The following is a 7715-nucleotide window of genomic DNA, read 5'->3' as shown; positions in this document are numbered from 1 at the left end:
CGTCCCTGCCCGCCCCCCGCCCAGGGGCCCGCACGGGCCCGCGCGGCTGGGCCGAGGGCGCCGCGCGGGTGCGGGCCGCGGCGCCCACCGAGCCGGGGCGGCTGCGGCTCGTCGGCGCCGCCCTCGCCGCCCTGGTCGTCGCCTTCGGCGCGCTCACCGCCTGGCAGGTGTCCGAGCGGGCCGCCGCGGCCGACGACGTCGTGCACCGCAGCCAGCGGCTGAGCAACGACGCCGCCGACATCTACCGCTCCCTCGCGGACGCCGACACCACCGCCGCGGCCGGCTTCCTCGCCGGCCCGCAGGAGCCGCGCGACGTGCGGGAGCGCTTCGAGCGGGACATCGCCCGCGCGTCGGAGCTGCTCGTGAGGGCCGCCGCCGCGACCGGCGGTTCGGGCCCCGCCCACCGCAGGATCACCGAACTCAACGAGCGGCTGCCGGTCTACACCGGCCTCGTGGAGACCGCGCGGGCGACCAACCGGCAGGGCCTGCCGCTGGGCGGCGCCTATCTGCGGCACGCCAACGCGCAGATGCGCTCAGAACTGCTGCCCGCCGCGGCGGAGCTGTACGAGGAGGAGACGGCGCGGCTGGACGCGGACTACGCCGACGCCCGCGCCTGGCCCTGGGCGGCGCTCGGGCTCGGCGCCCTGGCCCTGGCCGGCCTCGCCGCCGCGCAGCGCCGGGAGTTCCTCCGTACGAACCGGGTGTTCAACCAGGGGCTGGTGGGTGCCTCCGCCGCCACCGCGGTGATCCTGCTGTGGCTGGTGGCCGGCCACGCCGTCGCGGACGGCCGGCTCGCGGACTCCCGCGACCAGGGGGCGGTGTCCCTGCGGGTGCTGACCACGGCCCGGATCGACGCGCTGCGGGCCCGCGGCGACGAGGCCCTGACCCTGGTGGCGCGGGGCGCGGTGCTGAACGAATCCAACGAGGACTTCTACGAGGCGGGTTACCGTTCCGGCATGGCACGCGTGATCGGCGACGCCCCGTCCCCCACCGGAACCGAAGCCGGAACCGGAACCGGCGACGGTGCCAATGCGGACGACGGCGCCGCCGAGGGCAGCCTGTTGGGCAGGGCGCGGAAGCTGGCGGACGACGCCGAGGGACGGGAGCCCGTACGGGAGGCGATCGAGGCCGTGCGCCAGTGGCAGGACCGGCACCGCGAGGCCCGCGCCGCCGACGAGGCGGGCAGCTACGACCAGGCCCTGGCGAAGGTCATCGGCGGCAAGGGCACCACGGGCGAGTCGTTCGACCGGGTGGACGCCGGTCTCGACCGGGCACTCGCCCATGAGCGGCGGGAGTTCGAGCTGGCGGCGAACGACGGCCGGGGCGCCCTCGCGGGCCTGCCGGCCGGCGCGATCGCGCTGGCGGTCCTGGGCGCGGCGGCCGCGGTGCTGGGCATAGGACGGCGGCTGGCGGAGTACCGATGAGCGAGGAGGGGAGGGAGACAGGCGTGGCGAACTCGAGGGGAAGACGGCTGCGCGGCTGGGGCGGTGTGGCCACCATGGCCGCGGGCGTGCTCGTCGCGACGGCACTGGTACCGGCGGTGCGCAGCGAGGCGGCCCGCGACCCCGGCTCCGTACGCCCCTGGGCACTCCCCGAGCAGCAGGTGACGCGAACCCCGGGGCAGAGCCAGGCACAGGGGCAGGGCGAGGGCCAGGGGCAGGCACGGGGCACCGGCGAGGGGCAGCCGTCGGGCCAGGGCACCGCCCAGGCCCAGCAGGCCGCCGACGACTCCTGCGGCAACCCCGAGGCGAGCCTGCGCCCGTCCACCGACAGCGGCCCGGCCGTCGAACGCATCCGCGCGCGCGGCCACTTGATCGCCGGCGTGGACCAGAACAGCTACCGCTGGGGCTATCGCGACCCGGCCACCGGGGACCTCGCCGGATTCGACATCGACCTCGTCCGGGCCATAGCCCGGAACCTGCTCGGCAGCCCGGACAAGGTCGTCTTCCGGGCGATCCCCACGAATCAGCGAATACCCGCGCTCAAGGCCGGCACGGTCGACGTCGTCGTCCGCACCATGACGATCAACTGCAAGCGCAAGCAGGACGTGGCGTTCTCCACCGCCTACTTCCAGGCCGGCCAGCAGGTGCTCGCCCCGCGCGGCTCGACGATCACGGCCTTCGACCGGACGCTGGCCGGAAGGACCGTCTGCACCGCCAAGGGCTCCACCGGCGAGGCGGAGCTCGCCCGGCAGTCGCACGGCGCGAAGGTGACGACGGTGCCCAACCAACTCGACTGCCTGGTCAGGCTCCAGCTCGGCACGGTGGACGCGGTGGTGACGGACAACGCGCTCGCCGCGGGCCAGGCCGCGCAGGACCCGGCCGTGCGCCTGGTCGGCACCCCGTTCACCAAGGAGCCGTACGGCGTGGCGATGAACCAGGCGGACACCGATCTGGTACGCCGGGTGAACCACGTTCTCGAGGAGTTCCGCGCGGGTGGAGCGGACAGCCCTTGGATGAGGGCCTACCGCACGTGGCTGGCCGCCGACCTCAAGGACATCAGCGGGCCGCCCGCCCCCGTGTACCAGGACTGACCGGGCCCGACGCGGAGCCGGGCGCCCCCGGCCGACCGCGACCGACCGCGGGCGGCCGCGACCGACGGCGGGCGGCCATCGGACCGCCACCGGGCAGACGGCCGGCAGCCGCCGGGCAGCCGGCGAGGAACGAAGGAGAGGTGATCGATGGGCGTCCCCGGACCCACCGGACCGGTCATGGACCGGGAGGAGGTGGACCGCGCCCTGGCGCGGCTCGGCGCCGAGCACGAGGCGATCGAGACCTCGCTGCTCGCCCTCCAGGACCACGCCGGCCGCCGGCTCCTGGAAGGCGCCGAGCTGACCGGCACCACCAAGGACCGCTGGGCGGCCACCGAGCAGTTGATCTCGCTGCTGTGGGCGCACTTCGACGCCTACGCCGCGGCGCTGGCGCAGGCCCGGGAGCGCAGGGCGCGCCGCCGCTGGCCGGCCCGCGAGGACCTGGTGGAGCTGACCGAGCTGCTGCGCGGCAGCGGTGTCGTACTGCCCGGCGGCACGGCGGCCGGAGCCGGGGGCGGCGGCGCGCTGCCGCGGACGCTCGGCGGCCCGGCCAGGCTCAGCGAGCAGCTGAGCCTGGAGGAGCTGGTGGAGCGGATGAACGGCTGGTACGCGCGGGCGCTGGACGTGGTGGTCGCCGCCGACGCCGTGTGGTCCGCGCTGCCCGCCCGGATCGACATGCTCGCGGTGGAGCTGCGGCGCACCCGCTCGCTGGCGCACTCGGTCGGGGTGCGGCCCGGTGAGCACCCGGCCGGGGACGAGCTGGAGCGGATCACCGACGAGCTGACCCGGCTGCGCGCCGAGGTCATCTCCGACCCGCTGGCGTTCTGGTCGCCGGCCACCCGCAGTTCCGCGCCCGGCGGCGGCCGCCCGGACACCGAGCGGTACGACCGGCTGGCGCGCGCGCTGGACGACGCCCGGCGGGAGATCGAGGCGGTGCTCGACGTGCGGCAGGACGCCGAGTGCCGGCTGATGCGGCTGCGGGACGTGCTCTCGCGCGCCGACCGCACCCTGACCGAGGCGCGGCACGCGCGCGGCGAAGTACTGGCCAAGATCGCGGCGTCGGAGGTGCCGGCGGTCAGCGGCCCGCCGACCGTGCTGCACGAGCAGCTGGCCGCGGCGGCGGAGTACCGCCGGCGCGCCCAGTGGCACCGGCTCTCCCCCCTGCTGGACAGCCTGGAGCAGCGGGCCGAGGACGAACTGCTGCGCGCCCGTGAGTCGTTGACGGCGGTGACGGCCCCGCTGGCCGTACGGGCGGAGCTGCGCGGCCGGCTCGACGCGTACAAGGCGAAGGTCGCCCGGCACGGGATGGCGGAGGACCCGCTGCTGGTGGAGCGGTACGACATCGCCCGCAGGATGCTGTGGACCGCGCCCTGCGACCTGGTGGCCGCCGAGGAGGCGGTGCTGCGCTACCAGCGGGCGGCGGCGGAGGTGCTGGTGCCGGGGCAGCCGGGGCCGGTGGACCGTAGGGGGGATTGATGGGCTCATGCCAGCGCCCCGGCTGTCCGGGTTCGTACGAGGACATGGGCGGGGGCGAGCTGTACTGCGGCGAGTGCGGGCTGGCCCCGGTCGTGTCCCCGCGGGGGCTGCTGGCCTCGCCGCCGACGGGGGCGGTCGGCGGCGGGCGGGGCAGTGGGCCGAGCAGTGGGCGGGGCAGCGGCTCGGCGCGCTCCTCGGGCCCGTCGTCGAAGGGTTCGATGCCCTCGGCGGGTTCCGGGGGGCCGGCTGGCTCGGTGGGAGCGGCAGGCTCGGTGGGGTCGGCAGGCTCGGCCGGATCGCGGTCCTCCGCGTCGCGGTCGGCGTCCTCGCGCCGGTCGGTCTCCGGGCGGCTGTCCCGGACGGCCTCGGGCCGCTCCACCCGCTCCGTATCGGTGCGCGGCTCCGCGTCCGCGGGCACCGGCCAGGGCCGGAAGAGACTCGGCGCCGGGCTGGTGACGCTGCCGGACGTGCCGCGCCCGGACCCGCGCACCGCGGTCCTGGAGAACCCGGAGGTACCGGAGCGGAAGCGTTTCTGCAGCCGGGCGGACTGCGGGGCTCCGGTCGGCCGGGCGCGGGGCGGCCGGCCCGGTCGCACCGAGGGCTTCTGCACCAAGTGCGGCCACCCGTACTCCTTCGTGCCCAAGCTGCGGGCCGGGGACGTGGTGAACGGCCAGTACGAGGTGGCGGGCTGCCTCGCCCACGGCGGCCTGGGCTGGATCTATCTCGCCGTGGACCACGCCGTCGCCGACCGCTGGGTGGTGCTCAAGGGGCTGCTGGACACGGGGGACGAAGACGCCCTCGCCGCCGCGCTCGCCGAGCGGCGCTTCCTCGCCGAGATCGAGCACGCCAAAATCGTGCGGATCTACAACTTCGTCGAGCACCTCGACCAGCGCACGGGCAGCCTCGACGGCTACATCGTCATGGAGTACGTGGGCGGCAAGTCGCTCAAGGAGATCGCCAATGAGCGGCGGGGGCCGGACGGCCGCCGCGATCCGCTGCCCGTGGACCAGGCGTGCGCGTACGGGCTGGAGGCGCTGGAGGCGCTCGGCCATCTGCACAGCCGCAACCTGCTGTACTGCGACTTCAAGGTCGACAACGCCATTCAGCAGCAGGACCAGCTCAAGCTCATCGACATGGGCGCGGTGCGGCGCGCGGACGACAAGGAGAGCGCGATCTACGGCACGGTGGGCTATCAGGCCCCCGAGGTCGCCGAGACCGGCCCGACGGTCGCCTCCGACCTCTACACCGTGGGCCGCACCCTGGCCGTGCTCACGTTCGACTTCCAGGGCTATACGACCGTCTTCGCGGACAGCCTGCCGGACCCCGATCACATCGAGGTGTTCCGGCGGTACGAGTCCTTCTACCGGTTCCTGGTGCGCGCCACCGACCCCGATCCGGACCGCAGGTTCTCCTCGGCGGAGGAGATGGCGGAGCAGCTCACGGGGGTGCTGCGGGAGGTGGTCGCCCTGCGGTCGGGGCAGCCGCGGCCGGCGCTGTCGACGCTCTTCGGGGCGGAACTGCGGGTGACGGACACGCGGTTGTTCGCGGACGCGGCGGGGCGGGTGTCGGTGCTGGGGCCGCGGCCGCCGGCGCCACGGCGTTTCGCGCGCCGGCGCGGGGCGGCTGGAGCGGTGGGAGCGGCGGGCGCTCCGGGAGCCGTGCCGTCGCCCCCGGCGGTGCCCCCCGCCGGGGGCCGAACGTCGGGCACGTCCCCTCCGGGCGGTTCGTACGCCCCGCCCGGAGGCCCGGGGACGATCCCGGGTGGCGCCAGGACCGGGCCATCGACAGCCGGTATGGCAGGGGTTCCAGCCACCGGCGCGGCGGAACTCCCACCGGGGGCACCAGGTGGGGCGTACAGCCCGGCCGGAGGCCCGGGCACGGCCCCAGGGAGCGCCGGGGCCAGCCCATCGCCAGCCGGTACGCCAGGGATTTCAGCCGCCGGAGCGGCGGGAGGCCCACCGGGGGCACCAGGTGGGCCGCACGGCCCGGCCAGGAGCCCAGGGGCCGCCCCGGGAAGCGGTGGGACCGGGCCCACGACAGCCGGTACGGCGGTGGGCGCAGCGGGTCTCCCCTCGGGCCCGCCGGGTGTGCCGCACGGCCCGGCCGGAGGCCCGGGAGGCGCCGGGGCCGGGCCCCCGACAGCCGGTACGCCGGAGGCTCCGGCCACCCGGCCGGCGGGGGCTCCACCCGGCTCGCCGATCCTGCCCGGGCCACCGGGAACATCGTCGGCACCAGGGGTGCCGTACGGCCCGGCCGGAGGCCACGGCACGGCCCCGGGAGGCGGCGGAGCCGGGCTCCCAACAGCCGGGACGACGGGGCTCCCACCGAGCCCCCTGGGTGGGGCACTCGGCCCGGCCGGAGGCCCGGGTGCGGCCTCGGGGAGCGGTGGGGCCATCCCCTCGACGGCTGTTACGGCATTGGGCGCGGCGGAAGTTCCGGCCCCCGGTGCGGCGGAGGCTCCGGCCGTCGGCACGGGCGCGGGGCCGACCACGGGCACGGGAGAAGCCACGGGCACGGGGTGCGGCGCGGGGCGCGTCATCGCTCCGCTCAACGCGAGGGCCGCGGCCCTCGCGTTGCCCGTGCCACGCGTGGACCCCACCGACCCGAGCGCCGGCTTCCTCGCCGGACTGCTCGCCTCCGCCCCGCAGGAGCTGATCGCCGCGCTGCGCGCCGCCCCCGCCGACTCCCCGGAGCTGCGGCTGCGGGAGCTGCGCGCGCGGCTGGAGCTGGACGAGACGGAGACCGCCGCCGGCGTGCTGCGCACCCTGGAGGCCGGCCACCCGGAGGACTGGCGCGTGGTCTGGTACCGAGGCGTGACCGCCCTGGTCACCGGCGACCACGAGACCGCCGCGCTCTCCTTCGACGCGCTCTACGACGCGTTCCCCGGCGAGCCCGCGCCCAAGCTCGCCCTCGGCATCTGTGCCGAGGTGCTCGGCCAGTTGGACAACGCCGCCGAGTACTACCACCTGGTGTGGGCCACCGACCCCGGCTATGTGAGCGCGGCCTTCGGCCTCGCCCGGGTCCGGCTCGCGACCGGTGACCGCGCCGGCGCGGTGCGGGCCCTGGAGTCCGTACCGGAAGCGTCAATTCACTACACGGCGGCCCGGGTGGCCGCCGTGCGTGCCCGGCTGCGCGGGCGGTCCGCCACGGAACCGCTGCTCGACGACCTGGTGGCCGCTGCCCAGCAGGTGGAGCGGCTGCGCGAGTTCGGCCTCGACGCCGTGCTCCGCGAACATCTGACCACCGAGGTGCTGGGGTGCGCGCTCGACTGGGTACTCTCCGGTGAACGCGGCACGACCCCCGTGGGACCGGGCCCGCTGCCCACCCTGCTCGACGCCGAACTCGACGAGCGGGCACTGCGCTTCGGGCTGGAACGCGCGTATCGCGTGCTCGCCCGGCTGGCCCAGCGCGGCGAGGAGAGGATCGAACTGGTGGAGCGGGCCAACCGCCTCCGCCCCAGAACGTGGGTGTGAATTGATGTCCCGAATGCCCCGGCTGCACGAGCTGTCCACCTGTCCGAGCTGCGCCGAGCCGCTCGAGTCGGACGACAAGTTCTGCGGTGTGTGCGGGGCCGACCTGACGTCGGCCCCGCAGGTGCCGCCGACCGGTGACCGGCCCACCCTCGTGCTCAACGGCTCGGCGCCCCGGGTCCCACCGCTCCAGCCGCCCCGCGCCGGCGCGCGAAACGCCGTGGCGCCGGCGGCCGCGG

5 protein-coding genes are annotated in these 7715 nt (G+C 76.3%); all 5 read left to right on the top strand.

The window, feature by feature from the left end; translation table 11 throughout:
• The first annotated feature begins 5 nt into the window (after nt 1-5).
• Nucleotides 6-1424 (top strand): hypothetical protein, encoded by a 1419-nt coding sequence (locus ACSNOD_RS25570; protein ID WP_436769407.1) that lies wholly within the window; start codon nt 6-8, stop codon nt 1422-1424.
• A complete protein-coding gene (locus ACSNOD_RS25565; protein ID WP_436769406.1) occupies nt 1421-2533 on the top strand; it encodes a glutamate ABC transporter substrate-binding protein in 1113 nt (370 codons plus the stop codon). Before ACSNOD_RS25570 ends, ACSNOD_RS25565 begins: the two co-directional genes overlap by 4 nt.
• A 147-nt stretch (nt 2534-2680) precedes the next feature.
• Entirely contained in the window at nt 2681-4006 is a 1326-nt protein-coding gene (locus ACSNOD_RS25560) for a hypothetical protein (protein ID WP_436769405.1), read from the top strand.
• Complete coding sequence (locus tag ACSNOD_RS25555; RefSeq protein WP_436769404.1) at nt 4006-7479, top strand: tetratricopeptide repeat protein; 3474 nt, start codon at nt 4006-4008, stop codon at nt 7477-7479. Before ACSNOD_RS25560 ends, ACSNOD_RS25555 begins: the two co-directional genes overlap by 1 nt.
• Nucleotides 7480-7483: 4 nt before the next feature.
• Nucleotides 7484-7715 (top strand): zinc ribbon domain-containing protein (locus tag ACSNOD_RS25550; RefSeq protein ID WP_436769403.1); only part of this gene is annotated, 232 nt, incomplete at its 3' end.

Origin of the sequence: Streptomyces sp. URMC 123, assembly GCF_051386515.1 — a bacterium.
In the GTDB taxonomy this organism is placed as follows: domain Bacteria; phylum Actinomycetota; class Actinomycetes; order Streptomycetales; family Streptomycetaceae; genus Streptomyces.
This window is presented reverse-complemented; position numbering and strand designations above follow the sequence as displayed.